Raw genomic sequence first — 24912 nt, forward strand, 5'->3', positions numbered from 1 at the left:
CTCTCGTCAGGACTGCCAGTACGTCTCCGGCTGCAGGTCGCCGCTCAGGGTGGCCTTGGTGCGGTAGCGGCGCATCCGGTCCAGGTCGACCTCGACGACACCGACACCCGGCTCCTTGCCGAGGTCCACCATCCGTTCGTCGCCGTCGACGAAGTCGAACCGCTCGGCCTCGAGGAAGAGCGGGTCCGCCAGGACCTGGCTGCGCCCCATGTAGCCGAACCCGGCGTACAGGTTGTTGCCGATGCCGGACGCGAACGCGACGATGCACTCGGCGTCCACGGCCCTGACCGGCAGGCGCATGTTCGCCACGTACGCGAACATCTCCGGCACCAGTGCGGAGCACACGATGATGTCGACGCCACGGCGGCAGTACTCCCGCGCGACCTCCGGGAAGTTGATGTCGTAGCCCTGCATCAGGCCGATGCGCCCGAACTCGACGTCGAAGACCGGGTACTGCGATCCGCCGGAGAGGTAGCGTGCCTCCAGCTCGTGGCAGTGCACGCGCCGATAGTGGCCGAGCATCGTTCCCTCGGGGCCGCACAGGACCGAGGTGCTGTAGTACTTGCCGTCGTCGCCGCGTTCCAGCAGGCCGGCGACGATGTGCACGCCGGCCTGCTTCGCCTGCTCGCACAGGAAGTCGGTCTCCGGCCCGGGTATCGGCACCGACACCTCCGCGACCTCCAGGATGTTGCCGGAGGTGGAGAACGCCTCGGGCAGGCAGACCAGGTCCGCGCCCTGCCCGACGGCCTCACCGATGTAGTGCTCGGCGCGGCGCAGGTTCTGGGCCGGCTTGCCGAGCTTCGACTCCATCTGGACGACGGCGATCCTTGTCCCGGGCATCACATGCTCACCGGGGCGAGGGGACGCGAGGAGATCACCAGGCCGAGGTCCTCCTCGGCGACCTGCCAGTCGGCCAGCCCGGCCTCACGGAGCAGTTCGGCCGCCTCGTCCCTGGTGTAGGCGGCCTGCAGGGAGCGCATGAACTCGTCGCCGCCCTCCTTCACGAACTGCAGGATGAAGGTGATGTGCCCCTCCTCGGCGTGCCGGTTCATGTCCTCGATGATCACGACGCCGTCGGGCTTGCAGATGCGGGCGCACTCCTTCAGCGTCTCGACCGGCCTGCGCCAGCGGTGCAGCGAGGAGAACGAGAACACGATGTCGGCGGAGTCGTCCGGGAAGGGCAGCCGGTTCAGCTTGGCCATCTCGAACTCCACGTCGCCGGCGCTGTTCGCCCACACGGCCAGCGTCAGGTTGTCCTCCGCGACGTCCACGAGGTTCTGGTTCTCCTCCACCCCGGACACGGCCAGGTCGGGCAGCTTGCCGGCCACGTGAAGGGAGAGGAGGCCGGTGTTGAAGCCGACTTCGACGAGGTCGGTCATCCCCTCGCGGACGTTGGCGAGGATGCGGTCGCTCGGCCGCTTGTACGCCATGAGCGCGGAGCGGCGCATGCCGAGGTCGTAGAGGCGCACCTTGTCGATGTCGTCGTGCGGTGACGGCTGCGGCACTCGTTCGCTCAGGTTCAGCAGTCGGGTCTCAGTGGTCACAGCCGGCCTCCTCGTCCTTCGGCCGCGTGGTGAGCTGCAGGGGAATCGGCTGGCGCGCGATGAAGTTGGAGATGTCGGCTCCCAGATGCTGCGGGTAGCGCCGGTACTCCGGCGAGTAGAACGCCTTGGAGATGTTGTCCAGGTAGTACCAGCCCTTGGGGCCGGTCACCTCGATGCCGTGCTCGTCGGCGGTGACCAGTTCCTTCTCGATCAGGTCGTCGATCTCGGCGCGGAACATCTCCATGAAGTCGACGCCGTGGATCCGGCGGAACCGCTCCCGGTCGACCCGTCCGGCCTTGACGCCCAGGACCATCGAGCGCCGGATCGACTCGGCCTTGGTGATGTGCTTGCCCATGGAGATCGGCAGCCGGCCCTCCATCACCGTCTGGATGTAGCGGCCGATGTCGGGCTCGTTGAAGTACCAGTGATCGCGCAGGTGTCCGGTTGCGGTGGGGCCGAGCGGGATGATGGGGATGTCCTCGCTCCACGACGTCTCGCCGTACTTCGGCTGGTAGCCCGGCTTGGCGAAGCAGTCGCCGTAGTAGCCGAGGAAGCCGTTCCTGGACAGCTTCTCCGCGGCGAACAGGAACATGTCGTCGACCACGGCCTTCTCCGGCACAGGCGGCAGTTTCCTGCGCTTGGTGGAAACCTGCGCGAACTCCATGTAGGTGTAGAACGAGATGCAGGTGACGCCGAGGTCGATGGCGACGTCGAGACTGTGCTCCCAGCTCTCCATCGTCTGCCCGTTGATGCCGTGCATCAGGTCGATGTTGATGTTCTCGAACCCGCAGCGGCGCAGCAGCCGGATGCTCTCCTTGAGCATCTCCGGGTCGTTCGGGCGGCCGATGTTCTTCAGTTCCTCCGGCACGAAGGTCTGCACCCCGAGGCTGATGCGGCGTATCCCGCGTTCCAGCAGGGTGGTGGCCTTGCGCTCGGTGATGTCGACCGGGGTGGTCTCGATGGAGAAGTCCGCGCCCTCCTCGACGTTCAGGCTGCCGAACAGGTGGCCCAGCAGATCGTCGAGCTGTGGAGCGGTCAGCGCGGTCGGGGTTCCGCCGCCGATGTAGCCCAGGGTGATGACATGGTCCTGGATGTACGGCCGCCCGGCGTAGTTGGTGATCTCCGTCTTCAGGGCGTCCAGGTAGGTGCGGGTCAGGTCCCGGTCGGTCTGGTGCTTGATGTACGGGCAGCTGAAACAGAGCCGGTTGCAGAACGGGATGTGGACGTACACGCCCATGGGTTTGGCGGTGAACACCTCCTCCTCGTTGACCGGCACGTGCTTCGTCGGGTACTGGCGCACCCACTCGCTGTCGCGCTCGGGGTACTCCTTCCAGAACGGCATGCTCGTGGTCGTGGTGGTGATGCTCATGCGAGGTCCTCCGGTTCGACTTGGTCGACGATGGAACGGACGACGTCCGCCAGAGTGGGCTGGAAGTAGGACGCGGAGCGCAGGGCGAGGCCGGCGGCGTGGGCCCGGGCGACGAGCCCGGCCAGAGTGCCCTGGTGGTCGCCGTCGGACAGGTCGAGCCGCACGCCCTGGTCGACGGTGCGGACGGCACGGACGAGGCCGCTGGTCCGCGCCTCCTGCCCGGCCCATTCGTGCAGCCGTGCGAGGTGCGCGTCGGTGAATGCCTCGAGGATCAGGCTGGAGCGCTCGCCCCATCGGGTGACCGCGTCGAGCGAGGCGTCCTTGATCTGGCGCCCCTGGTGAAGCACCACGACCGAGTCGGCCAGCGCGACGAGTTCGTCGCGGTGATGGCTGGCGAACAGCACGCCTACGCCGTCCTTCTTCAGGCTCCCCAGCAGCTCCAGCAGCGTCTCGCGCGCCGTCGGGTCCAGGCCCGTGGTCGGCTCGTCGAGGATCAGCAGATCGGGGCGGTGGGCGACCGCGCAGATGACGTGCAGCTTGCGCTGGCTGCCGCCGGAGAGGCTGCGCACGTACTGATGCCGGTACTGCTGCAGTCCGGCCAGGGTGACCAGCTCCTCGTACCGGCCGGGGTCGGCCCGCCGGAGCTTGAGCTGGTGCTTGACGTACGTCTCCACGCTGACGCCGTCCGGGAGGTCCTTGGCCTGCTGGACGTACCCGATGTGACGGCCCACCTGCCCCCAGCGGCGGGGCGGGGTGCCGCAGATGCGCACCTCTCCGCCGGTCGGGCGCAGCAGTCCGGCGACGAGCCGGATCAGCGTGGTCTTGCCGGCGCCGTTGGTGCCGATGATGGCCACGCCCTCGCCGGCGTCCACCGAGAAGGTGAGGGAGCGCAGGGCGAAGTCGGGGCTCACCCGGTGCTCCAGCCGGGAGACCGCAAGGACCGGCGCCGTGCTCGTCGTGTCAGCCATGGCCGATCCTCCTGCGGAAGGCCCAGGCGGCGACGGAGAGGGCCAGGAACGAGTAGGCCACCGCCAGCACCGACGCCCCGGTGGCGGAGACGTCCGGCGAGGTGGCGGCGCGGAAGATGTCGACGTGCACCGAGAGGGGAAGCTTTTCGAAGACCTCGCCCAGCGTCCCGAGGTTGTCGAGGGGGAAGAAGATCCCGGCGAAGTACATGAGCGGGATGACGATGATGTTCACGACCGCCGGGAAGGAGATCTCGTTGGTGTACGTGGCGATGAGGATCCCCAGTCCGGCGAAGGCCGTGCACGCGGTGAAGAAGCCCAGCACGAACAGCGGTACCGACTCGATCCGGGCGTCGAAGACCCCGACGCCGAGCAGGAGCACCAGCACGAACTGGAACAGGCACTTGAGCACCACGCCGACGATCCGGGCGAGCAGGAACCCGGAGTACGACAGGGGCGAGAGGATCAGGTCCTCGATCGTGCGGCGGTTGCGGTCGATGATGACCGTGTAGCCGACGGTGTAGGTGCAGCTGAACATGATGCCGGCGCCGATGATGCCCGGGAAGACGAACCCGAAGTAGTTGGCGGCCGTCGGCGCCGGGCTCACCATCTGGTCGGTCGCCGCCCCGAAGGCCAGCACCATCGACACCGACGTCAGCAGGGTCGAGACCGCGAACAGGCGGTTGTCGAAGAACTGTCGCATGTCCATGACGACGAGGCCGAGCACGTCGCCGAGCCAGCCGGACTCCGGCTGCATACGCGTTGCCCTCATCAGGCGCGCCCCCCGTGCGTCGTGGTCCAGGTCGAGCGCAGGTCGTCGTGGAACGGCAGCCCGGCGCGGACCTTGCGCCGCTGCCTCCAGTGGACGTCCGCGTCGATCACCGTTTCCTGGCTGCCCGGGGCCGCCTCGGCGAGGATGTCCGCCTCCGGGTCCTCCCGGGCGTCCTGGACCAGACCGTCGACGATCATGCTGCGTCCGACGTAGGTCATGTTGGCGAAGCGGTTCTCGCCGACGCCTCCGGCGAGAACCAGCGCGCACTCGTTGTCGGCTGCCCGCGCGCGGCACAGGGAGCGCAGCGGATGCGAGAAGGGACCGAAGAGGTTCGCCACGCAGACGATGAGGTCGGCGTCCTGGGCGAGGTACTGCCGGCTCGCCTCCGGGAACCGCAGGTCGTAGCTCACCAGCAGGCCGATCCGCCCGACGGGTGTGTCGATCACCTCGCCGGGCGAGCCGGTGGAGACGTAGTCGGACTCGCCCGCCCACACGCAGGCGCGGTGGTACCAGCCGAGCGGGTCGCCGCCGGGACCGACGAGCACGGCCGCGTCGAAGACGTCCCGGCCGGCCGACAGCAGCACGCCGGCGGCGATGTGGATCCCCAGGGTGCGGGCCTGCTCGGCGAGGAACTCGACGACCGGACCGTCCTGTGCTGTCGCGTCGGCGCGCAGGGTGGGGAAGTTGAGGCCGGTGGCGAATGTGGCCGGCAGGCACGCCAGGTCGGCCTCGCGTTCCTGCGCGACGGACAGCAGCTTCGCGGCCCGCGCCAGGTTCTCGTCCCGCTGTCCGGGCTCGATCCGCATCTGCAGGGCGGCGAGCCGGGTCCGGGCGCCACGGAAGAGGCTCATCGCGGCGCCGCCTCGGCCGCGACGTCCCGACAGGCCCGTTCCAGCTCCGGAAGGAACTCGTCCACCATCTTCGGTGTCACATGCCGCGTGACGACCAGCCGCAGGGTCTCGCCGAATCGCTTCGAGGTGGAGACGATCCAGCCCCTCGACTCCAGCAGCTGCGAGATCCGGACGGCGTGCGGCATCTTGACCACCACGATGTTCAGCTGCGGTTCGGCGAACAGCTCGTGCCCGGCCGCGCGCAACCCGTCCACCAGGTACTTCGTCACCTCGTAGTTGGTCCTCGTGAGGTCGCGGAAGCCGTCACGCCCGAGGTGTTCGAGTACCGCGTAGGTCGACACCGCGGCGGCGCCCGGGCGGGTGCCGAGCAGGGTGTTGTGCACCGGCGTGTCGATGAAGAACGAGTCGACCGCGAAGCGTCCGGCGTCCTGTGCGCCCCGGAACAGGACCGCCCCGGCCGGGACGTTGGCCAGTCCGTACTTGTGCGGGTCGATGGTGATCGAGTCGACGCCTTCGACGGTGAAGTCGAACTGGGGCAGATCGTGGCCGAGTTCGCGCGCGAAGGGGATGATGAAGCCGCCGGTGGCCGCGTCCACGTGCAGGTGCACTCCCCGTCCCGCCACCATCGGTCCGATCTCGTCGACCGCGTCGACCACACCGAACTCGCTGCTCCCCGCGGTCGCGACGACCGCGACGGTGTGCTCGCCGACGCGCCGGGCCACCTCACCGGCCGGCAACCGCAAGGAGTCGTCGACCGGCACGACCACCGGGGTCAGCCCCAGCAGGCCGAAGACCTTGGTGAAGGAGAAGTGCACGGTACTGCTGACGACGACTTCAGGCCGGTCGGTCAGCCTCCCCCGGGCGCGCGCCGACTCCCGGGCCACCAGCATCGCGATCAGGTTCGCCTCGGTGCCTCCGGACACGAGGCTCCCCGACCCTGCGGGGTTGCCCAACAGGTCGAGCAGCAGCTCGACGACCTTGCGCTCGATCCGCTTGGTGCCGCGGAAGATGCGCACATCACCGAGGTTGGTGTGGGCCGCCGCGGACGCCATCTCCACACCCAGCGGATGAGGGTCCGTGCAGATGGAGTTGAGCACCCTGTCCCACGGCACGTCGTCCGCCATCTCCGTCGCGATCCGCCGTCGTACGTCGGAGGCGGAAGCACCGGCGTCTCGCATCTCAACTCCCCTGCGCCGTCAGGTCCGTGTACAGCTCCGTCCGGCGTGCCCAGAGCCCGAACCAGAGGGTCTGCTGGAAGCGCAGGTCGGGTTCGCGCAGGTGGCGGATCCTCGCGACGTCCCAGGGCGCCTCGATGACGCCCTCGTCGGTGCCCGCCTCGGCGACGAATCCCTCGGGCACCGCCACGGCACTGCCCCCGCCGCAGCGTTCGCTCAGCGATCCGGCGAACGCGACCGCGACGGTGTTGAGGGTCGCGATGCCCCACACCGCGGCGCGCTGCGAGGCCTGCTGCGTGCCGTCGAGGGACCCGGCGACCAGCAGCAGTTCGGCGCCGGCCAGGCATTCGATGCGTGGCGGTTCGACCAGCCAGAAGTCGGGGCCGAGGAGCACACCGACGCGGCCGGACGGCGTCTCGACGACGGGGAAGTCGTCGCCTGTGCCGGTCGTCCCGTCGTCGAGGACGGGCCGCTCGACCCGGGCGCACTCCGCTCCGTCCGGGTCCAGCAGCCGGGACACCTGCGTCAGGGCGCCGCCCGGCCGTTCCTCCGCCCACGAGCCGGTGAGCACGTAGGCACCGCGGGTCCGCGCGAGTGCCGTCAGACGGTCCAGGCACTGCTCGCGCAGCGGCAGGGGCAGCGCCTCGACGTCGCCGCCGGTGGTGAACGCGTTCTCGGGGAGGACGACGAACGACGCCGCGTCGGTCACCCGCCCGTCGAGATCGTCCAGTACGGCGGACGCGGTCGCCTCAGGGGTCGCCCGGCGGGCGTGCTGCGCTACGAAGATGGTCACGGACGAGTCCCCTCATGAGTGCTGGTCGCGGCGACGGGCCGGCCCCGGTCCGGGCCGCCGCCCCCGGTCAAACTCGCCCGCAGTTCGGCCGCGAGGTCCCGGTCCGCTCCGATGTACGGGGTGAGCAGCGTCTGGTAGGCGCCGGGCCTGCGCAGTCGCTGCCAGCGGCGGCCGTCGCCGTGCGCGGGCTCCTCGATGTCGACGACGAGAGTCTCCGGCTCGTCGCTGCCGGCCTGCGCGATCACGCCCTCCGGGCCGGCGACCAGGCTGGTGCCGGCGAAGTGGATCTCCACGAGCCGGTCCCCGCGCTTGCCGCGGACGACGCCGACCGAGCTCGCGTAGACGATGTTGACGTCGTTGAGGTACGCCGCCGTGCGCAAGGCGTTCACCATCAGCGGCTGGTTCTGGCCCAGCGTCCCGCCCGGTACGAAGATCGTGCGGGCCCCGGCCAGCGCCAGCAGCCGGACGACCTCGGGGATCCAGAAGTCCGAGCACACGGCGATGCCGATCCGCCCGAACTCGGTCGACAGGACGCCGAGCGAGTCCGTCTGGCGGCACACCACCATCTCGTTGCCGAAGGCGTGTGCCTTGACGGCGCGTCCGGTGATGACGCCCTGCCGGCCGATCAGCAGGGACGTGTTCCGGTACATGCCGTCCTGCATGTCCTCGACGAGCGAACCCAGCAGGATGTGCGTGTCGAGTTTGCGGGCCAGTGCCTGGAAGCCGTCGACGACCGGGCCCGGGATCGGGGTGTCGGTCAGCCCTTTCAGGCCGTCCTGCCCCGGCATGTACCACGGCGGGCCGAGCAGGAACTCGGGAAAGCACACCAGGTCGATGTCGCCGCCACCGCAGGCGTCCTCGATCGCCTGGTAGGCGTTGCGCAGGCCGTCTTCGTGACTGTCGACCCACTGGGTCTGTACTACCGCTACCCTCATGCGTCTTGTCTCCTCGAGATGCCACCGGGTGGATCGGCCGCGGCGGCTGCGTGCCGCGGCCGGGTGCGGGTCATGGAGTGGCGGTACTCCAGTCCGTTACGCCGACGACCGTGACCTCTGCCTCGACCCCGAGCGCGTCGCCGATGCCGCTGCGGATCGCCCGCCGCATGGCGCCCACGTCGACCGCTCGGGGGTCGGCGACGGCGCAGGTCACGTGGAAGGTGCCGTCCCGGACGACGCAGTCGAAGTGCGGTGCGAGCCTTCTGTGGCCGAACACGACCCGCTCGACGTCCAGCGCCGAGACCAGTCCGTCCGGACCGCGTATCGCCGACGCCGTGCTGCCGAGCGGTACCAGGACCCGGCTCGTGGAACCGCAGTCACAGCGGCGGTCCGCCGGCCACAGCTCGACCACCTCACCCGTCGGGGCGCCGTCCAGGAGCAGTTCGCCGCGCAGTCCGCCGCGGACCTCCGCCCGCAGCCGGTGGTCGCACAGGTGCAGTGCGCCGTGGTCGCAGGCGACGGCGACCGTCGGTGTCGACGGTGTCCCGTACAGGGTGGAGGTCCTCGCCGCCCAGGCGGTGGCCACGCGGTCGAGGCGCTCGGCGGAGCAGGCCTCCCCCACGCAGACGATCGTCCGGATCGTCGAGTCCGCCGGCCGCCTCCCCAGGGACACCGCCAGGCTCGCCAGCTCCGCGGCGAAGCTGGGCGAACACACCAGGGCCGTCACCTCGTACTGCTCGATCAGCCCGAGCAGGCGCGGCATCGGGCAGATCGTCCCGCTCGTCCCGACGCTGATCACCGAGGCGCCGACCATCTCGATCACGCGGTCCACCTCAGCGCCGATGAACGACAGTTCGTACGGCACGGCCGAGACCACGACGTCGTCCACGGTCAGCAGCCGGCCCAGCGCCAGCGTGAGGTCGATCTGGTTCCGTATCCACTCGTCGCGGGTCAGCACGATCGGCTGCGATCCGCCCGAGGGGTCGACCCGTTCGCCGTAGCGGGCGCTCGCCGGGCGGTGGACCTCCGCCGTGCCGGAGGCCTGCACCGGAGCCTGCACCGGGTCTCGGGTGTCGCGGGTGAGCAGGTGCAGGAACTGCTCGTAGTGCGTCGCGATGGACGCGGTCGTCGTCACCTGGCCTCCGCTTCCCGGGCGAATCGGCGCCACCCGTAGTCGTCGAGAGCGCTGTCGCCCTGCTCGGCCCGCAGCAGCGGCCGGCGTTCCGTGCCGGTGTCCATGTCGACGTCGACGACCGTCGCCAGGACGAACTCGTGGTCACCGATCCGGTAGGAGGACTTCAGGCTGCAGTCGATGGTGCCGAGGGCACCGGACAGCCGCGGGCAGCCGTTGGCGGACGGCGTCCACGACAAGGCGTCGAAGCGGCTGTCCGGTCTGCTCTGTGAGAAGGCGTCGGACACCGCGCGCTGATCCTCGCCCAGGATGTTGACGCAGAACCGGCCGGTGTCCGCGATGGCGTTCCAGCTGGTGCTGCCCGAGCGCACCAGGAATCCGATCAGGGCGAGCTCGTCGGAGACGACCGTGAGCGAGCCGATCACGAGCCCGTACGGTGTCGGCCCGTTCCGCTCGGACTGCCGTGCCGTGCCGGCGACCACCGTGACGGCGCGCGGCAGGAGCTCGCCGATGACCCCGAGGTCCGGCGCCGCACCGGGCCGCCGGCCGTCTCCGGGGCCGGGCACCGGCATCGGCGCACCGGGTTCGTCGCGCAGCCGGCGGACGAACCGGCCGGTCACGCTGGCCGGGTTGTCCGCGAGTTCCTCCGGCGTCCCGCTGTGCACCACCCGGCCGCCCTCGCGGCCCGCGCCGGGCCCCAGGTCGATCACCCAGTCGGCGATGGAGATCACCTTCACGTTGTGCTCGATGACCACGATGGTGTTGCCGGTGGAGATCAACCGCTCGAACAGGGCCAGGAGGTGGCGGATGTCGGCGGTGTGCAGGCCCCGGGTCGGCTCGTCGAAGATGAACAGCGTGCGGCTGCGGCGCTGCTTGAGCAGCTCACCGGCCAGGTTGAGCCGCTGGGCCTCGCCGCCGGACAGCGTGGTCGTCGAGCAGCCGAGCTGCAGGTAGCCCAGGCCGAACTCGCTGAGCACGCCGAGTGCCTGGACGACCTTGGGGCTGCTCGTGGCGTCGAACCAGCCGAGTGCGTCCTCGACGGTCATCGACAGCACGTCGTGGATGTTCTTCTCGCCCAGCCGCACTTGGAGGACGTGTTCCTGGAACCGGCGGCCCTCGCACTCGGGGCAGACGATGAACTCGCTCTTGAACAGGGTCATCTCGATCTCGGCCAGCCCCAGTCCCTTGCAGGACTCGCAGCGCCCGCCGGCGACGTTCGGACTGAATTCGCCGCGGCCGAGGCCGCGCTCGACCGCCTCGGCGCTGCCGGCGAACGCGTCCCGGATGTGGTCGCTGATGCCGATGTAGGTGACGAGGGTGCTCCGGCTGGAGCGGCCGATCGGGCGCTGCTCGACGTAGATGACGTCGTCGAGGGCCTCGGCTCCCTCGATGCCGGTGCTCTCGGCCGAAGCGCCCGCCGACCGCTGGGCGACGGCCCGGGAGACCGCGGCGTGGAGGCCGGCCACCAGTGAGCTCTTGCCCGCGCCGGACACGCCGGAGACGCAGGTCAGCGCGGCGAGCGGGAACTTCGCGGCCTGGTCGACCACGTTGTTGCGCGTGATGCCGCGTACCTCGAGCCACGCCGCGTCGGCGAGGTCGGTCCTCGCGCGCGCCGGCGCGTCGGACACCATCGCTGTCGCCGTCGGTGAGTCGGCGGAGGTCAGCAGGTCGGCGAAGCGGCCCTCGAAGACGATCTCGCCACCGCGGGACCCGGCCCCGGGTCCCAGCTCGACGATCCAGTCCGCGGCGCGGATCACCGACTCGTCGTGCTCGATGACGATGACGGTGTTCCCCAGGTCGCGCAGCCGTCGCAGGGAGTCGAGGATCCTCCCGGTGTCGGCCTCGTGCAGACCGGCGGTCGGTTCGTCCAGGACGTACATGACCCCGGTCAGGTCGCTGGCCAGATGCTGTGCGAGCAGCAGCCGCTGCAGTTCACCGCCGGAGAGGGTGGTCACCGGCCGCCGCAACTGCAGGTGCCCCAGGCCGACGTCCTCGATGTTCGCGCTCTGCTTGACGATCGCGGCGGCCAGCTCGCGGACCTGGGCCGGCAGGTCGCCGGAGGAGAGCCCGTCGCGCAGGCGAGTGATCGAACGCGACAGCTCGTCGCTCTGGAAGTCGGGAAAGGTGTGCCGGGCCACCGTCGCCTTGAGCGATTCGGGGCGCAGCCTCCCCCCGTTGCACCCGGGGCAGACCTCCCGTCCGAGGTAGTTGGTGAAGGCGTTCTTGCGGGCGGCCGACGACGCGTTGCGGTACGCCCGTTCCAGGAAGCCCAGGATGCCCTCGAAGCGGAAGTCGTTGGTGACCTTGCGGATCTTGAGCGTGTAGATCGTGTCCGAGCCGTGCAGCACCCGCTCGGTCTGCTCCGGGCTCAGCTTCTCGAACGGCACGTCGAGGTCCAGGCCGATGTCGGCGGCCATCGCCTCGAAGGCCTTGCGCACGTTGGGAACGGCGAACGTTCCGGGGTCGGCGCCGTCCCAGATCTCGGTGAGTGTCCTCGACCTGTCCGGGATGATCTTGTCCAGGGAGAAGCCGACGAGTTCACCGATGCCGTCGCACTGGAGGCACTTGCCTTCCTTGCGGTTCGGACTGAAGTGCTTCGCGGAGTGCGGTTCGGCGAAGCAGCCGCAGTCGTCGCAGAACAGGTCCGCACCGGTGGGGCCGAGACAGGCCGGGCAGACCGGTCGCGAGCCGGCGCCGAACAACAGCCGGTACAACCCGTCGAGTCCTGTGAGGGTCCCCACGGTCGAGCGGGGGTTGGAGTAGCCGCCGTCGCGCTGGCGCAGGGCCACCGGTGGCTGGGTGCCCGCGATCCGGTCGAACTGGTAGTCGCCGTCGCCCATGTCGAGGGACTTGCTGGACAGGGCCCCCAGGTAGAGCGTCTTGGAGTGCTCGAAGAGGGTGTCGATGACCAGGGACGACTTACCCGACCCCGAGACGCCCGCGGCGACGACCAACTTGCCCTTGGGAAAGGAGATGTCGACCGACTTGAGGTTATGGGTCGTGACTCCCTCGAGCCGAATGCTGTCGAGACTCATGTGGTGTCGTTCCGCCCTTCGGCCAGGTTCCGGGCCTGGTTTTCGCAGCGCTGGAGGTCGGGATACCGCGCGTAGAGCATCGAGCGGACCCGGGCGGGATCGCCGCGGTTCCACGTCTCGTACAGCTCCTGGCGCATGCCGAAGCGGTCGACGGCCAGGTCGGCGGCGAGACGGAAGATCCGGGACTTCTCGTCGACGCCCATCTCACGCCCGCACATGTACGTGTCCAGCACCGCGCGCAGCCCGGACGTCCCGAGATCCGCCTCCGAGGGCTGCATGATCAGACCCGAGGCACCGATCTGCCGGATGATCTCCGAACCCCGCGTCGAGAAGCGGCCGGCCACCGCGTCGAGCGCGGCCGTCGAGCCGGGGGCGAGCAGACCCGAGGAGGTGGGCCGGCTCTCGGCGTCGATCGCGGCCAGGCCGAGCCGCACGAGCTCGACGTACGAGGTGAGTTCGCCGAGGAGATCCGTGACCTGCCGGAACTTGTCGACGCCGATCGCCTGGGCGAGCAGCGAGGCGACACCGAGCATGGTGCGCAGCCGGTGGTAGTAGCGCAGCTGGCCGGTGTAGAGCGACCACTTGTTGAGCTCGCCGAATCCGCGGACGGCCGCCTGGGAGTCGTCGAGCAGGAAGACCCGGTTCATCGGAATGAACACGTCGTCGAAGACCAGCATGGCGTCCTGCTCGTCGTAGCGCGCCGCAAGGCCGCCGGAGCCGTCGGCGTACGACTTCCGGCACAGGACACGCAGGCCCGGCGTCGCCAGTGGAGCGGCGAACCAGCAGACGTAGCTGGGGTCCTCTCGCAGGTAGTTCGCGGGCGAGAGGTAGATGAGCACCTCGTGGGCGTACGGCGCCAGGGTGGCGATCTGCTTGGCTCCCCGTACGACGATGCCGTCGGCGCCGCGCCGCACCACCCTCAGGCCCAGCTCCGGCCGTTGGGCGGGGGTCGAGGAGCGGTCGATCTGCGGGTCGCCGAGGCCGTGCGTCAGCGTGAGGTCGTTCTCGCGGCAGTAGTGGTAGTAGTTCTCCGCGTTACGCCCGAACTCGGGTTCGACCTCGGCCAGCTGGAACCGGTAGTCGTACAGGCCGACCACGACGTTCGACATGAAATCGGGTATCCGGGAGAGCTGGCCGTAGGAGGCCCGCGCCCACCGGTGGGAGTTGGCCCACTTGCGGCTGAGGTCGTCCCGGTCGGCAGGCGCCAGGTACGACAGGCTGACGAGGTTGCCGGAGGCGTCCGACCGGTGGAGCATCTCGTCCGCGCGGTCGGGCAGGTGCTGGGCGTCGTACAGGGCGGCCAGTGTGGACAGCATGGGCCGGAAGCCGGGATCGCCGGTCACGTCGACCCGGCGTCCGTCGCACCAGACCTCCCGCTCGTCCTTGAGGCTGGCGATGTACTCGGCCCCTCGCCAGGCCCCGGCGGGGGAGATGGGCACAAGGGTGGTCTCTTCGGTGGGCATGACGCTGTCAGAGGCCGTGGGTCCTGTGGTGGTCACCGTCCGCCCTCCTACGGGTTCCGCTCGGCCGCACCCGACCGGAAGGGCTGGTAGCTCTGCTCCTGCACCTGGGGGAAGTACTCGCGTGTCGCCTCGCCCACGACCCGCATCAGCTCGGAGTCGAGGGAGCTGGGGTCGGTGATGAGCTTGGCCAGGGGCGAGTCCGGCACGGCGTTCGTCAGAGGGGTCCGGCGTGCGCGGTGGATCGTGGCCAGTGAGTGCTGGGCGTTGGCCGCGTCCCGCATCTTGTAGACCGCCTGGGGCCCGTCCGGAATGCCGATCATGGACTTGGTGCCACCGCTGCCCAGGCAGTTGCGGGGCATGTGCAGATGCTCGTGCCGCCACTGCTGGTGGGCGGAGTGCAGCTTGAACGCCTGGTCGACCACGGTGTGCCGCAACCATGCCTCCGGGTCGTCGTGGCGGCGGGCGTCGATGTCCCGGACGGTCTCCTCGAGCGAGGACTCGCCGAACGAGCGCAGCCAGGCCTCGAGGTCGTTCCACATGTGCTTGAACAGGTCCCGGAACATGTGCTGCTTGATGGACAGGGAGTGTGTGCCGCTCGCGGGGCCCAGGTTGGTCCTGAAGCCGTGGTACTCCCCGGTGGCCAGGTGCTCGGCCATCACCCGCTGTGCCTCCACCACCGGGTCGAGCAGCTCCCGGCAGGCCGTCAGGTGCTGCGCCGCCCGGCTCAGAGCCGAACCGCGGATCGCCCGGATCGCGACCTCGAGGTGGTCGTTCGCCTCGGCGCACAGAATCTCCGGGACCTGGTGCAGGGCGACGAACTCCCCGTGCAGGGTGCCCGCGTTCAGCTCGGTCGCGGCAACCGCCCGCGCCAGGGTCTCGGCGGAGATCAGCTCGTCGGTGCTCCGGCTCACCCCGATGGGCACGGCGGTGAGATCGCTCTCCCACTTGGTCGCGTCGTGGCAGCCGGTCCGGATGCCGTGCAGCACGCGGTACAGCGAGTCGTCGATGCTCTTGGTGGCGATGGTGGAGCGGGTCAGCTCGGGCGCGCCGGCCAGCAGCGAGCCCTTGGCGACGTCCTCCAGTCCGCGCAGCGCCTCCACGTAGGCCGCGTAGCCGGCGGACTCGGAGATGCCCACCACCGTGGTCCCGGCGGCCACGCCGGCTCCGAAGACGCCGCGCGCGCCGAACATCACCGTGCCGAGCCGGCGCAGCAACCGGTGGAACCCGACGGCCCACTGGACGTAGCGGGAGGCGGCGGGGATGTCGTCGGCCAGCAGGCACTCCTGGGTCCTGCCGGCCAGCCGGGCCAGGTTGAGCAGGCAGACCTCCGACGCCTGCAGGACGGCGCACACGGTCGAGTCGTAGCTGCCCTCCGGCACTCCGCGTGCGGCCCGCGCCTCACCGAGCAGGTCGATCCGGTGCAGCTGGTCGTAGCTCTCCGCCACCGGTCCCAGCTCGGTCATCTTCCGTCCGCCGGCGCACATGTCGGCTATTACTGGATCGTCCAGGCTTGACATTGCGCCATCACTCCTCGCTTGGTGCCGCTGAGTACCGGATCGATTCGGTGGGGCAGGATTCGAAGGCGTCGAGGACCCGTTCGAGCTCGTCGGGGGTCTCGGGCTGTTTGCACACGTAGTGGACGTCGTTGTCGAGATCTGCGTCGAAGTTGTCGGGCGCCAGGTCGTTGCAGAGCTTGCAGTCGATGCATGTGTCATCGATCTCGAAGCGCCCGTCGATCGGAATGCGCGTGGGAAGCGGCAGTTCAACCCTCACCGGCGGTCCCTCCTCCCCCGTAGGCACTGAAGTTGCGCATCGTCGGTTTGGCCGAGGTCCGCAGCGCCGTCTCGAACCGGTCGGTGTCCAGCGGGCCGAAGCGTGTGGACGCTCCGAGTCGGTCACGGACCCCGGCCGCGATCGATGCCCGAGTCGCCTCGTCGAGGCTCGACGGCGGCAGGGCGATCTCCAGGACGTCCCCGTCGATGTCGAAGGCGAAGTAGTACGGCGCGGTGGTCATGGCGCCGAGGACGATGTCCTCGATCTCCAGCTGGGAGGTCCAGCGGTCACCGACCGGGATCCGGTCACCGATCCGGCCGCGGTGCTGCAGCCGGCGCAGCGGGGAGCCGCAGGGGCACGGCGCCGCCTCGATCCGGCAGACGTCACCGGTGCGGTACCGCAGCAGCGGCATGGCCCGGCTCGCCAGCGTCGTGACGGCCAGCTCGCCGACCGAGCCGTCCGGCAGCCGCCCGCCGGATTCCGGATCCACCACCTCGAAGAACGTCCGTGTCTCGACCAGGTGCAGTTCACGCTCGCGGCAGAACATGGCCAGCGTGTTGGTCTCGGTCATGCCGAACATCGAGTACGCGACGGCACCCCACTGGTCGGCCAGGCGCCGCTTCTTGGCCGGCGACGCCCCCTCCCCCGCCATGAGGATCTTCGAGACGGCGAGGTCGCCGCGCGGGTCGATGCCGCGGCGGCGGGCGATCTCGCCGAGGAACAGGGCGCGGGTGCCGGAGCACACCAGGGTGGTCGCGCCCGAACGCAGCAGGGCGTCGACCATCCGGTCCGGGGTGCAGGACGGCGAGGCGGCGCCGAGCGGCACGATCGTGCAACCGAGTATCTCGACGGCACGGTCGAGGTCCTGGCCCACCCCGGCCAGCTCGTAGGGGACGGCGATGGCGGCGACGTCCCGCTCGTCCAGCACGGCGGCCAGCAGCCCGGCGACGGTGAGGTTGTTCTCCAGCCAGTCGGCCATCGTGAAGAACGCCGCGATCGGGCGCCCGTTGCCGGTGCCGGAGCTCTCGTCGAACCGGATCACCTCACGCCGCGGAACGGCGAGCATGCCGAGGGGGTAGGCGGCGGAGAGATGGTCACGCCTGGTGAAGGGGATGGCCTCGAACGCGTGCGGGCGACCCCGCGCGGCCGCCCGGGCGACGTCGGCCGGGACGAAGGCGGCGTAGAACGGTGAGTTGCGCCAGGCGTGCTCCACGGCCGCGGCGAGCGCCTGTGCCGCCCACGTGTCGAGTGCCTGCCGGTCCAGTGAGGTGACCGCGGCGACCCTCCGCGCGATGTCGACGCGGGAGACGAGGGTGTCGCGCAGCCTGCTGCGCGGGTCGTGGCCGGCCGGCCGGGCGAGCGTGGTCATCGGGAGGCCTCCTCCAGCCGTGCCATCGCCGTCCGTTCCTCGGCCGCGAGGCTGTCGGTGATCGACGCCGCCTCGTCGAGTGCCTGCCGGCAACCGGCCTCGTCGGTGTCGCGCAGCAGGTTCGCCACATCCGTCCAGCGCTTGGCGATACGGCGGTACTCCACGGCGAGTTCGTCGTAGGCCTCGATACCGGTCAGCTCGTGCGCCTCTTCGAGGAACTGCGCCCACAGCGTCCGGAAGAGTCCGCCGCCCGTGCCGCCTTCCTCCATGCTGGTGCCGACGGCGGCCATCGCCTCGACGGGCCGGTCGAGCCGGTCGTGCCATCGCCGCATGAGCGAGCCGGCCTTCGCGATGCCCTTGTAGCCCATGTTGGTGATGGGCGGGGTGAGGAACTCCCGGGCGGTGGCCAGGATCGAGCTCTGGCAGGCCTTGGCGAGGATCGACTCGTCGTAACCGCGCGGGTCCACCCGCACCGACAGGTTGCGCGAGGACATGGGCCCCTTGGCCGACCGCGCCCGGGCGAGGCTCTCCCGGGAGGTCGACTGAACGCCGAGCGACCGGGTCTCGACGACGACGAACCTGTCGTCCTCGTAGCCGATGCAGGCGACGTAGTGCGCGGCGAAGTGATGGTTCTCCCGCGCGTAGTCGAGGTGGAAGCGGTCGAGTTTGAGTCCCACCACATCGCCCTCGTCGAGCGCCTTCATCAACGTGGCCTCGGCCCTCGCCGGCGAGGTCGTCTCCTGCGCCCGCAACTCCAGGGCGAGGGCGTCCGCCACGTTGCGCATGAGGTGGTCGGGCTTGACCCGGCCGGCGAGGAACGGGTTCGGCATCTGCTTCGAGTGCCAGTACAGGAACGACAGGCCCTGTCCCAGCCCGAAGATCAGCGGCTCGCTCAGCTCGATGCCGTGGTTGCGGAGCATGTTGAGCAGCGCGGTCGACTCGCAGTGCTCGCCGGAGTGCGGCGAGATCTCAATGACCGCCATCGCCGTGCCCCGTTCCGCCGCGCGGCGCCTCGTAGACGATCTCGAGCACGGAGCCGCTGTCGTTGTTGCGCAGGTGCCCGTAGGTGTGGCCGAGTTCGTCCGCCTCGGTGAACGCGATGTTCTCGAGGTGGTCGACGTCCCGGTCCAGGACGTCCAGCAGGTAGCGGACGTCGGAGTCGGTGTGCACGTCGATGGCGACGTGCGACATGAGCCGCCCCCGCTCGCTCGCCGGGCGGTCCGCCCAGGGGCCGAACCGGCGGCAGGCGAACATCTCGATGACTCGCCCGTCGGCGAGCACGATCGAGTTCCACCATCCCGGCGTGCCGTACTGCCGGGGCGAGATGTACGAGGGGCCCATCTCGACGGTGGTGACCGGCCCGGACGCCCGGAGGTCGTTCAGGTAGGCGTTCCAGGCGAACACCTCGTCGTCGCTGTCGTAGTCGCCCATGTAGACGCCGACGTGGTTGACCCCGGCGAACTTCTCGACGACGTGGTCCGGCGCGTATCCGCACCAGGCCGAGAGGTACTGCCCGCAGTCGAGGTCCCGCCAGGTGCTCGACGTCCGCAGGAGCTCCTCCCAGGAGTGGCCGAAACCGGCGCGGCCGGGAAAGCGCCCCTCGCGCGTGGCGGTGATGGCCGGCGAACTTCCCGCGAGTGCGGTCATGGCGTTCCCTTCCTGCCCGTGATGACGATCCCCATCTGCACTTCCGTCACGACGGCCGTGTCGAGCGCGGTGCCCCGCAGCAGTTCCTCGATCTCGCGCTTGACGTACGAGGACCGGATCGAGGTGCGAAATCCCGGGCGCATGTCGGCCGCGATGTTGGCCTTCATGAACTGGAACGTCGTCCGGTCGATGTCCCGGCGCAGGTCGGAGACGCAGTACCGTCCGCCCGGCCTGAGGACGCGGTGCATCTCCGCCAGGGCGGTCACCGGGTCCGCCCATTCGTGCAGCGAGGAGGCGCTGATCACGTGATCGAAGCGCCGGTCCTCGAACGGCAGGGCCAGGACTGTGCCGCATTCGTAGGCGCACCGGTCGGCGACGCCGTACCCGTCCGCGTTGGCGCTCGCCCGCCGGAGCATCGCCGGTGAGATGTCGAGGCCGACGAGCCGGGCCGACTTCTGGGCCTGGGTGATCCACTCCAGGCCCAGATAGCCCGGCCCGCAGCCCAGCTCCAGGACCTCCCCGGAGTCGATCTCCGCCGCCAGGATGTCGTCGATCTTCTCCTGGAGCCAGCCGTTGTCCCGGATGTGACGTTGCATCTCGTCGTACTTGAGGGCCAGTTCGTCGCCTTGCAGGCCCTCGTCGGTCTCCGGCACCCGGGCGGCGACGGTGCCCCGTGCGCTAGCCACGGTCCGGCTCCGGCCGCCGTAGTCCCACTGCTACACCTCTCATCGTGGCGCTCCCCATGTGCACGTCGGAACGGTCGTTGCCCGTCAGGAGATTGACCGAGGATCTGAGCGACTCGTCGATCGAAGGCTCGCCCGGATACCACCAGCCGGCGTCCGCCATCACGACGTTCGGTGCGACGGAGTCGGAGATCTTGACCGTCATGCGCACCCCGCGCGCACCGGCCCGCGTGAAGAGGTCCACTTCCTCGCCGTCCGACAGCCCCTCCCGCTTCGCGGTGTCGGGGTGGACGGTCACCCGTGCCGTGGTCTGGCTGCGGGAGGTGGTCGGCAGTTGGTGGAACTCGGTGTTGTAGAACTGGCGTGGATGGGCGCTGGTCATCACGTAGGGCAGCGCCGGCTCCGGCTCCGGCGGGCGCCGGAAGACGGGGAACGGCTCGTAGCCCATGGCCCGCAGCCCGTGGTTCATCAGGTTCACGCGCCCGGACCGGGTACGGAATCCGCCCTCGCGGTACTTTCGGTACCGCTTCTCGTTCCGGATGTATCCGATCTTCGTGAACTGTTCCCAGGTGAGCTCGATGCCGGCGAGTTTGGCGTCGAGAGCGGCTTCCAGCGAGGGGAAGAAGTGCCGGCTCAGGCCGAGCCGCTCGGCGAGTTCGAGGATGATCTCCTCGTCCGAGCGGCATCCGTCGACTGTGGCGATCTTCTGCCGTGCCGCGATGTACGAGTTGAACTCGACCACCTGGTCCCGCTCCAGCCAGCTGGAGGCCGGCAGGACCACGTCGGCGTACCGCGCGGTCGGCGTCATGAACAGGTCGCACACCACGACCAGGTCCAGCTTGCCGATCGCCTCGCGGACCAGATCGGTGTTCTCGTGCGAGGCGAGGATGTTGCTGCCGAAGATCACCATCGAGGTGATCGGGTACGGCGCCCCGGTCACGACGGCCTGGTGCAGGTCTCCCGGCGCGACCCAGCCGGACATCGAGAGGATCCTGTGCTTGTCGCCGCCGATCCGCTTCATCGCCTGCTCCCGCGGCAGCAGATCCGGGCGGGGGAAGGCACGGCGGCCCTCGATCGGCATGGGTTCCCAGATGACGTCGCCACCGGGGGCGTCGATGTTTCCGCAGATCGCGGCGAGCAGCGCGATGGCGCGATGGGTGTCGAAGGAGTTCTCGTTCTGCGACAGGCCGGTGCCGGCCTCTATGCATGCCCGTGAGGCGAGGGCGTAGGAGCGCGTCGCTGCGTGGATGAGCTCGGGTGTGAGCCCGGTGGTCCGCGCGACCCACTGGATGTCGTACGCCTGGACGTGCTCGGCGAGTTCGTCGAACCCGGAGGTGTGCGCGGCGACGAAGTCGCGGTCGTACCAGCCCTCGTCGATGACGATCTTGATCATGCCCAGGGCCAGGGCGCAGTCGGTTCCCGGCTGGACGGCCAGGTGGAGGCCGGAACGGGCGGCGGTCTGCGTCCGGCGTGGATCGACGGTGATGACACGGCTGCCCCGTTCCACGGCGCGCAGCAGTTTGACCCCGATCACGCCGTCCGAGTGCGTGCTCGGCTTGTTGCTGCCCCAGAGCAGGATGACCTCGGGATCGCCGTCGTAGTCACAGAACGTGAAGGCTCCGTACGTCATGATCGAGGCCATGACCCGCGGGTAGAAACAGACGTGGGCCGGGCCGACCACGTTCGGCGTCCCGATCGCGTTGGCGAGTCGGAACACCCACTCCTGGTAGTTGCGGTCGGTTCCCTGACCGAGGACGACGGACTCGGGCCCGTGCCGGCTGATCGTCGCCGTGAGATCGTCGGCGATCCGGTCGAGGGCGGTTTCCCAGCTGACCGGCTCGAACGTTCCCGAGCCGCGCGCACCGGTGCGTATCAGTGGCGTGGTCAGCCGGTCCGGGCTGCGCAGCAGGTCCAGTGACGCCTTGCCCTTGATGCAGAAGTAGCCCTCGCTCGTGGGGTTGTCCGGGTCGCCGTGGATGTCGGTGGGTACGCCGTCCACGAGTTCGACGATGGCGCCGCAACCGCCGTGGCACATACGGCAGACGGACTTCACCCGGGTGACGGTCACACCGACTCACCTGCCCGTTCGGCGGCCGCCACGAGCAGCCCGTCGAAGAGGGCCTGCTCGGCGTCGGCGATCGCGTCCAGCAGGGCCGCGACGGCTTGAAGCCGACTTCGCCCGTCCGCACCGGGGTAGTCCATCAGCATGTCGACGGCCTGGTCCCACTGCCGCTGCACGTCGCCCAAGCCCTCGATGGCCGCGTCGAGTTCGCTGTCCCCGGACCGCTGCCGCGCCTCCGTGAGGAACTCGCGGTAGAGCTTGCGGAAGTTCGCTCCGCCGGTACCCGCGAACCGCCAGAAGCGGCCGACCGCCGGCACCACTTCGTCGGGGGAGGCGAGGGTGTCGCTCCATCCGGCGATCTCGGAGGCGGCCCGCCGCATGGCGCGGAGGCCGAATCGCGGTCCGCGGTCCTCGGTCATCCTCCGAGCGGTCAGCCGGATGGCGTTCCAGATCTGCTCGCGCAGGACCTCATCGGTGTGGGTGGTCAGGCGCGCCGGCAGTCGCCCGACGTACAGGTACAGGTGGGGCGAGGGCATGAACCCCTCGTCGGAGGCGCGGGCACGGCGCAGCGATTCCGCCGGAAGCCTCTGCGCCCCGCCCTGCTGCTCGGTGTCCACGACGTGGGCGTGGGTGTCGTCGAGCCCGTACAGCGCGATGTAGTGCGATGCGAAATGGCTCCGGGACTTGAAGTAGTCGAGGTGGAAGATGTCGACGGACACTCCCACGACATGTCCCGCCTCCAGCAGCTCCGCCGCCGCCGCGTGTGCCGATTCCGCGTCGGGCGCCCGCGACTCGCGCAGTTCCACACCCAGGGCCGAGCAGGCGTTGCGGGACAGCAGGGCGGGCTCGATCCGGCCGGTGAGCATCGGCGTGGAGCGACCGGGATCCGGAGCGTCCCAGTACTGGAAGTCGATTCCCTGCCCGAGGCCGAACAGCATCGCTTCGGAGACGTCGACGCCGGCATGGTGGATCATGTTGCGGAGGGTGGTCGTCTCACAATGCACGCCGAGCTGGGGCTGAAATGTCGCCAAGCGCATATGGCTTCCCAATCGCAAGGTGCGAAGATGCCGTGAACGGTGGTGCGGCTATGCGTCGAGCAGAACTTCGTCGTAGCCCTGCAGATCGAGGAAACCCGAGCCACTGGCCAGGATCACGATCACCGGTGCGAGGTTCTCCGCGTCGGCCTTGGCCGCGACGTCCAGGGCCGCGGCGACCGCGTGAGCTGCCTCGGGGGCGAGCAGCAGGCCCTCGGTCTGCAACAGCAGCCGGCCGGCCTCCAGAGCCGTCTGCTGGTCGAAGGCGACGGCGTCCAGGACGCCCTGGTGCCGGAGCAGGCTGACCAGGGCGGAGCTGTGATGGTTGCGCAGGCCGCCGACGTGGGTGGGCGGTGGGATGAAGCTCTCCCCCATCGTGTAGCCCAGCACCTCGGGCGTGAAGCCGCCGAGGTCGGTGCGGCCGTACTGGTAGACGCCCTGGGTGAGCCGGGGCGCCGCCGTGGATTCCGCGGCGAGGAAGCGGAGGTCCGCTCCGTCGGCCCTGGCCCGCAGGTGAGGGCCTATGAGACCGCAGAGATTGCTTCCGCCGCCCGAGCAGGCGACGAGGTGGTCACCGCGCCCGTCGACACCCAGGTCCTCGCCATGGATGTCCTTGAGCTGCTGCGCGACCTCGAGCCCGAGCGACGTCTGATGGAGGTAGACGTGTGGCATTCCGCTGCCGGCGAGATACGCGGCGGAGGGATTGCCCAGTGCGTGCTCGATCGCGTCGCTGATGGCGGTGCCGAGACTGCCGGGGTGGCCCGGGTTCTCCCCGAGGATCTTCCGTCCGATCGCCGTGTGGGGCGACGGCGACGGCCGCACCGAGGCCCCCAGAAGCTCCATGTAGTGACGCCGGTAGGGCTTCTGGTCGAGCGAGCACTTCACCATGAAGATCTCGGCCCGCAGACCGAACATCCGCGCGGCCAGCGCGACACTCATTCCCCATTGACCTGCCCCCGTCTCGGTGACGAGAGTGGTCCGCCCCTCCTCGGCCGCGTAGTACGCCTGGGCTATCGCGGTGTTCAGCTTGAAGCTGCCGCTGGGCAGGACGTCTTCACGCTTCAGGTAGATCCTCGCGCCCGTTCCCAGATGCTTCTCGAGCCGGCGCGCCCGGTGCAGCGGGGTCGGCCGACCGCATTGCCGAAGCCATTCCACAACCGGTTCCGGGATGGCGATCCACTGCTTTTCGGAAGCGTTCTGTTCAATGAGCGCCCGGGGTCGGATCCTTGCCGCTATCTCTGCGGCGCTGGGGCTTTTGGAATCCCGGACCTCGGGCATGGGGCCGGGAAGATCGAGCAGGAAGTTGTACCAATGCGCGGGCATTCCCGGTAAGGAATGCCCGTCAGGAACATCGGGTCGGGACACGGGCGATTGGTCAAGACCTGTGCGGCCCGGGCTGTACGAAGTCACATTCCCCCCAGCTCCCCCGCTTCAAAAAAAATTCTGTGGGTCAGCGTACAAACCGACCGAGGCCCACGCAACTGTTTGAACATCAGGTCGAAAATTCAACAATCGCGCGCTTCCTGCATTGCCGCTACAACGGCACGGTCCATCCAGGCGGTTGATCAGATTCCGGAAACCGTCGGCCAGAAACTCAGGCGAAATCGCCGGAGATTCCGCACGGAAGGCGTCGCCGGCAAGGGCGCGGGCGTGACTCGACGCAGCTTATGCGTCAGTGTCACGAGAATTGATGCGTTCCGTCAACGACTCCGCCAGGAGCTGCCAGCTCTCGGCATGGTGCCGTGCCAGTTCCGCGATCAGCGGCGCGCAGTGGATCGGGAGGCTGCCGGCCATCGCCGCCCAGTCGTGCGGCTGCGTGGCCGAGGGATCCAGGGTCCGCAGCAGTTTCCTGCCCACCTCGGTGAACCGCAGCGAGGGATCGGCCCGCAGGCGCCGGACCGCCAGTGACAGGTCCGCGCTCGCAGGGTGCGTCCCGGGACGTTCCGCGAGCGCGGGGTGGCCGGCCGCGCCCTCACGGACCGGGCCGCCGTTCGGCTGCGCCGTGGCCGGCGGTGGCTCTCCCCGCCCTGCGCGCGCTCGCTTCCGGGTGTCCTTCGCCGTGGTGAGCGAGATACCCGCGGCGCGCGCCACCTCCTGCGCGGAGGCGTCCGGATTCTCGGCGAGGTACCTCAGTGCGCGACTACGGCCCTCGGCCGCCGCCAGCGGGTAGGCCACCCCGTCACGCCCGAGCCGCACGGCGGGGGGGGGGGGGGGGGGGGGGGGCCCCGGGCCCCCCCCCCCCCCGCCGGCGGGAGGTCTTGGAGGCCACCTGAGACCCCGCCCCCCCCCCCCGGGCCGCACCGCCGCTGC

Annotated in this window: 22 protein-coding genes; all 22 read right to left on the reverse strand. The window is 69.6% G+C overall.

What is annotated here, in order from left to right; translation table 11 throughout:
• Positions 1 to 6: 6 nt before the first annotated feature.
• The gene (locus ACGF8A_RS28875) at positions 7 to 840 is read right to left on the reverse strand and encodes a carbon-nitrogen hydrolase family protein (protein ID WP_393113140.1); all 834 of its coding nucleotides are present in this window, start codon (positions 838 to 840) and stop codon (positions 7 to 9) included.
• The gene (locus ACGF8A_RS28880; RefSeq protein WP_393113141.1) at positions 840 to 1544 is read right to left on the reverse strand and encodes a class I SAM-dependent methyltransferase; all 705 of its coding nucleotides are present in this window, start codon (positions 1542 to 1544) and stop codon (positions 840 to 842) included. Before ACGF8A_RS28880 ends, ACGF8A_RS28875 begins: the two co-directional genes overlap by 1 nt.
• Positions 1534 to 2913: a coproporphyrinogen-III oxidase family protein gene (locus ACGF8A_RS28885; RefSeq protein WP_393113142.1), complete on the reverse strand. Its 1380-nt coding sequence runs from the start codon at positions 2911 to 2913 to the stop codon at positions 1534 to 1536. Before ACGF8A_RS28885 ends, ACGF8A_RS28880 begins: the two co-directional genes overlap by 11 nt.
• Positions 2910 to 3881: an ABC transporter ATP-binding protein gene (locus ACGF8A_RS28890; RefSeq protein WP_393113143.1), complete on the reverse strand. Its 972-nt coding sequence runs from the start codon at positions 3879 to 3881 to the stop codon at positions 2910 to 2912. Before ACGF8A_RS28890 ends, ACGF8A_RS28885 begins: the two co-directional genes overlap by 4 nt.
• Positions 3874 to 4650, reverse strand: a complete 777-nt coding sequence (locus ACGF8A_RS28895) for an ABC transporter permease (RefSeq protein ID WP_393113144.1) — start codon at positions 4648 to 4650, stop codon at positions 3874 to 3876. The genes ACGF8A_RS28890 and ACGF8A_RS28895 overlap by 8 nt, the downstream gene beginning before the upstream one ends.
• Positions 4650 to 5501, reverse strand: coding sequence for a carbon-nitrogen hydrolase family protein (locus ACGF8A_RS28900; RefSeq protein ID WP_393113145.1), 852 nt, complete (start codon positions 5499 to 5501; stop codon positions 4650 to 4652). The genes ACGF8A_RS28895 and ACGF8A_RS28900 overlap by 1 nt, the downstream gene beginning before the upstream one ends.
• Positions 5498 to 6679, reverse strand: coding sequence for a tyrosine decarboxylase MfnA (gene mfnA / locus ACGF8A_RS28905; RefSeq protein WP_393113146.1), 1182 nt, complete (start codon positions 6677 to 6679; stop codon positions 5498 to 5500). The genes ACGF8A_RS28900 and mfnA overlap by 4 nt, the downstream gene beginning before the upstream one ends.
• A gap of 1 nt (position 6680) precedes the next feature.
• On the reverse strand, positions 6681 to 7469 hold the full coding sequence (locus ACGF8A_RS28910; protein WP_393113147.1) for a carbon-nitrogen hydrolase family protein: 789 nt from the start codon (positions 7467 to 7469) through the stop codon (positions 6681 to 6683).
• Complete coding sequence (locus ACGF8A_RS28915; protein ID WP_393113148.1) at positions 7466 to 8404, reverse strand: carbon-nitrogen hydrolase family protein; 939 nt, start codon at positions 8402 to 8404, stop codon at positions 7466 to 7468. Before ACGF8A_RS28915 ends, ACGF8A_RS28910 begins: the two co-directional genes overlap by 4 nt.
• A gap of 70 nt (positions 8405 to 8474) precedes the next feature.
• On the reverse strand, positions 8475 to 9539 hold the full coding sequence (locus tag ACGF8A_RS28920) for a hypothetical protein (RefSeq protein WP_393113149.1): 1065 nt from the start codon (positions 9537 to 9539) through the stop codon (positions 8475 to 8477).
• Positions 9536 to 12571 carry a flavin reductase gene (locus ACGF8A_RS28925; RefSeq protein ID WP_393113150.1) on the reverse strand — a complete coding sequence of 1012 codons (3036 nt, stop codon included), beginning with the start codon at positions 12569 to 12571 and terminating at the stop codon, positions 9536 to 9538. The genes ACGF8A_RS28920 and ACGF8A_RS28925 overlap by 4 nt, the downstream gene beginning before the upstream one ends.
• On the reverse strand, positions 12568 to 14070 hold the full coding sequence (locus ACGF8A_RS28930) for a 4-hydroxyphenylacetate 3-hydroxylase N-terminal domain-containing protein (protein WP_393113151.1): 1503 nt from the start codon (positions 14068 to 14070) through the stop codon (positions 12568 to 12570). Before ACGF8A_RS28930 ends, ACGF8A_RS28925 begins: the two co-directional genes overlap by 4 nt.
• Before the next feature lie 11 nt (positions 14071 to 14081).
• Positions 14082 to 15497, reverse strand: coding sequence for a hypothetical protein (locus ACGF8A_RS28935; protein WP_393113152.1), 1416 nt, complete (start codon positions 15495 to 15497; stop codon positions 14082 to 14084).
• Positions 15498 to 15558: 61 nt separating this feature from the next.
• Entirely contained in the window at positions 15559 to 15807 is a 249-nt protein-coding gene (locus ACGF8A_RS28940; protein ID WP_361304668.1) for a ferredoxin, read from the reverse strand.
• Entirely contained in the window at positions 15797 to 17176 is a 1380-nt protein-coding gene (locus ACGF8A_RS28945; protein ID WP_393113153.1) for a phenylacetate--CoA ligase family protein, read from the reverse strand. Before ACGF8A_RS28945 ends, ACGF8A_RS28940 begins: the two co-directional genes overlap by 11 nt.
• A complete protein-coding gene (locus ACGF8A_RS28950) occupies positions 17173 to 18159 on the reverse strand; it encodes a BtrH N-terminal domain-containing protein (RefSeq protein ID WP_393113154.1) in 987 nt (328 codons plus the stop codon). Before ACGF8A_RS28950 ends, ACGF8A_RS28945 begins: the two co-directional genes overlap by 4 nt.
• A complete protein-coding gene (locus tag ACGF8A_RS28955; RefSeq protein WP_393113155.1) occupies positions 18146 to 18823 on the reverse strand; it encodes a hypothetical protein in 678 nt (225 codons plus the stop codon). Before ACGF8A_RS28955 ends, ACGF8A_RS28950 begins: the two co-directional genes overlap by 14 nt.
• Positions 18820 to 19509, reverse strand: coding sequence for a class I SAM-dependent methyltransferase (locus ACGF8A_RS28960; RefSeq protein WP_393113156.1), 690 nt, complete (start codon positions 19507 to 19509; stop codon positions 18820 to 18822). Before ACGF8A_RS28960 ends, ACGF8A_RS28955 begins: the two co-directional genes overlap by 4 nt.
• A complete protein-coding gene (locus ACGF8A_RS28965; protein WP_393113157.1) occupies positions 19502 to 21574 on the reverse strand; it encodes a molybdopterin-dependent oxidoreductase in 2073 nt (690 codons plus the stop codon). Before ACGF8A_RS28965 ends, ACGF8A_RS28960 begins: the two co-directional genes overlap by 8 nt.
• Positions 21571 to 22605, reverse strand: coding sequence for a BtrH N-terminal domain-containing protein (locus ACGF8A_RS28970; protein ID WP_393113158.1), 1035 nt, complete (start codon positions 22603 to 22605; stop codon positions 21571 to 21573). Before ACGF8A_RS28970 ends, ACGF8A_RS28965 begins: the two co-directional genes overlap by 4 nt.
• 48 nt (positions 22606 to 22653) lie before the next feature.
• Positions 22654 to 23925 (reverse strand): TrpB-like pyridoxal phosphate-dependent enzyme, encoded by a 1272-nt coding sequence (locus ACGF8A_RS28975; RefSeq protein ID WP_393113163.1) that lies wholly within the window; start codon positions 23923 to 23925, stop codon positions 22654 to 22656.
• Between the two features lie 342 nt (positions 23926 to 24267).
• Positions 24268 to 24798 (reverse strand): hypothetical protein, encoded by a 531-nt coding sequence (locus ACGF8A_RS28980; protein ID WP_393113159.1) that lies wholly within the window; start codon positions 24796 to 24798, stop codon positions 24268 to 24270.
• Between the last annotated feature and the right edge of the window lie 114 nt (positions 24799 to 24912).

Source organism: Streptomyces sp. NPDC047706, from assembly GCF_043204795.1.
Taxonomy (GTDB): domain Bacteria; phylum Actinomycetota; class Actinomycetes; order Streptomycetales; family Streptomycetaceae; genus Streptomyces.

Excerpts from the sequence above, each read along its gene's own strand:
- ACGF8A_RS28875 (WP_393113140.1), bottom strand. The coding sequence starts at position 840 with ATGCCCGGGACAAGGATCGCCGTCGTCCAGATGGAGTCGAAGCTCGGC.
- ACGF8A_RS28885 (WP_393113142.1), bottom strand. The coding sequence starts at position 2,913 with ATGAGCATCACCACCACGACCACGAGCATGCCGTTCTGGAAGGAGTAC.
- ACGF8A_RS28890 (WP_393113143.1), bottom strand. The coding sequence starts at position 3,881 with ATGGCTGACACGACGAGCACGGCGCCGGTCCTTGCGGTCTCCCGGCTG.
- ACGF8A_RS28895 (WP_393113144.1), bottom strand. The coding sequence starts at position 4,650 with ATGAGGGCAACGCGTATGCAGCCGGAGTCCGGCTGGCTCGGCGACGTG.
- ACGF8A_RS28900 (WP_393113145.1), bottom strand. The coding sequence starts at position 5,501 with ATGAGCCTCTTCCGTGGCGCCCGGACCCGGCTCGCCGCCCTGCAGATG.
- mfnA (WP_393113146.1), bottom strand. The coding sequence starts at position 6,679 with ATGCGAGACGCCGGTGCTTCCGCCTCCGACGTACGACGGCGGATCGCG.
- ACGF8A_RS28915 (WP_393113148.1), bottom strand. The coding sequence starts at position 8,404 with ATGAGGGTAGCGGTAGTACAGACCCAGTGGGTCGACAGTCACGAAGAC.
- ACGF8A_RS28925 (WP_393113150.1), bottom strand. The coding sequence starts at position 12,571 with ATGAGTCTCGACAGCATTCGGCTCGAGGGAGTCACGACCCATAACCTC.
- ACGF8A_RS28935 (WP_393113152.1), bottom strand. The coding sequence starts at position 15,497 with ATGACCGAGCTGGGACCGGTGGCGGAGAGCTACGACCAGCTGCACCGG.
- ACGF8A_RS28945 (WP_393113153.1), bottom strand. The coding sequence starts at position 17,176 with ATGACCACGCTCGCCCGGCCGGCCGGCCACGACCCGCGCAGCAGGCTG.
- ACGF8A_RS28950 (WP_393113154.1), bottom strand. The coding sequence starts at position 18,159 with ATGGCGGTCATTGAGATCTCGCCGCACTCCGGCGAGCACTGCGAGTCG.
- ACGF8A_RS28955 (WP_393113155.1), bottom strand. The coding sequence starts at position 18,823 with ATGACCGCACTCGCGGGAAGTTCGCCGGCCATCACCGCCACGCGCGAG.
- ACGF8A_RS28970 (WP_393113158.1), bottom strand. The coding sequence starts at position 22,605 with ATGCGCTTGGCGACATTTCAGCCCCAGCTCGGCGTGCATTGTGAGACG.
- ACGF8A_RS28975 (WP_393113163.1), bottom strand. The coding sequence starts at position 23,925 with ATGCCCGCGCATTGGTACAACTTCCTGCTCGATCTTCCCGGCCCCATG.